This window comes from Massilia genomosp. 1 (genome assembly GCF_011682185.1).
GTDB classification, from domain to species: domain Bacteria; phylum Pseudomonadota; class Gammaproteobacteria; order Burkholderiales; family Burkholderiaceae_D; genus Telluria_A; species Telluria_A rubra.
In genome coordinates, this window is the sequence record NZ_WHJF01000285.1 from 1 (window position 1) to 1,337 (window position 1,337).

Annotated in this window: 3 protein-coding genes; all 3 read left to right on the forward strand. The window is 49.0% G+C overall.

The window, feature by feature from the left end:
• On the forward strand, nucleotides 1-633 hold a 633-nt coding region (locus F1735_RS33595; protein WP_167241342.1), incomplete at its 5' end, for a hypothetical protein.
• Nucleotides 634-638: 5 nt separating this feature from the next.
• Entirely contained in the window at nucleotides 639-878 is a 240-nt protein-coding gene (locus tag F1735_RS33600; protein WP_167241344.1) for a hypothetical protein, read from the forward strand.
• A 305-nt stretch (nucleotides 879-1,183) separates the two neighbouring features.
• Nucleotides 1,184-1,337, forward strand: a 154-nt coding sequence (locus tag F1735_RS33605; protein ID WP_229506092.1) for a transposase, incomplete at its 3' end; no start/stop codon positions are given.

Here is a 1,337-nt window from a genome sequence, read left to right on the forward strand (position 1 = left end):
GTCGTGACTGGCGGGAAGGCGCTGAAGTCGTTTATTGATTTTCCGCTTAGTTCGGCAACTCGTGCGGCTGGCGCATCGGCTCGCGCAGTAGCGGATGAGGCTGCAGCACTGCATCGAATCGGGGCAAATAAGGTGCCGAACACCGCAATCCAAGGCGGCGGAAGACCCATATCCTCGAAATTGTCGTTCGATAGCTCATTGAATCCAGTTGAAAAAATTTGGAGCGTTGAAGCAAGCAAAATTTTGGCTGAGAATCCTATAGCGATGCGCTCGTATCAGCGGCTTCAACGTCAGGGGACGGACGTTAGATACGTGAACGACCCGGACATGAAGGACATGGGATTGTTCGACCAATATAGTAATACCGTTACCATAAATATGCTCAGGCATTCTTCTGCTAAAGAGGCTGTTTCAACAATTATTCATGAAGCCAAGCATCAACATCGTTTCTATCGAACTGGCGAAGCGGGAACGATATATGAGGAATATCTTGCGTTTAGGAATGAATCCCTTTTTACGACAGGTGTTCGGCCGGCGCGAGCCGAGCGGATGAATATATATAATGACGTCAAACAGCTGTATAAGGATAAAGATCTCCCGCTGGGGCAATATCCATTTGGCGGGAAAAGGTGACTATTATGATTGCAAATTTAGTTTCGGGTGTTGAAGCAGTCAAACGCGTTCGTGAAGGGCAGGAATTACAATGTCCTGTTTGCGCTGCTGCAATTCAGACAATTCCAAAAAATTGGGCGTTAGGAATGTCATTTCATGGGATAGAGTGCCCCAATGATCGAAAGCATTATCTTATTCATTGTGACGACGAATATGTGATGAAGGAAATGCGGGCGCGGATGAAAGCTCGCTTTGATAAAAGGTGAGACGCCAAACGATTTTTTCACGAGTTATTCGTCAATGGGGCAAATAAAGTCGAATATGCAGGAGCCGGGGGAGGTTGGCCTGTTATCAATGAGATTCATAACCCATCTGTCGTGCAGCAAGCGACTAAGACTTCTTGTGGGCAAGCATTTGCGGAAACGCTGCTAGCTGATCGCGGTGTCAAAATCAGGCAATCGGCTTGGTGATTAGCGCTGATCTTCAGCATAACTGAACTTCGGTCGCCGTTACGTGTCCAACTTTGCATATGCGTCCGTGGTGGCGCAGGCGGGAGAGGATTATGGCGACGATGAATCAGGTTCAGTTTCAGGCGGGGATGAGTGTGACGCAATTCATGGAGCTCTACGGGACGCAAGCGCAGTGCGAAGCGGCACTGGAGAAGATTCGGTGGCGCGACGGATTCGTCTGCCCCATGTGCGCTCGCAACGATCATTACGTGGTTT

What these genes read in the sequence shown, in the direction of transcription:
- F1735_RS33600 (WP_167241344.1), top strand. Translation starts at nt 639, where the DNA reads ATGATTGCAAATTTAGTTTCGGGTGTTGAAGCAGTCAAACGCGTTCGT.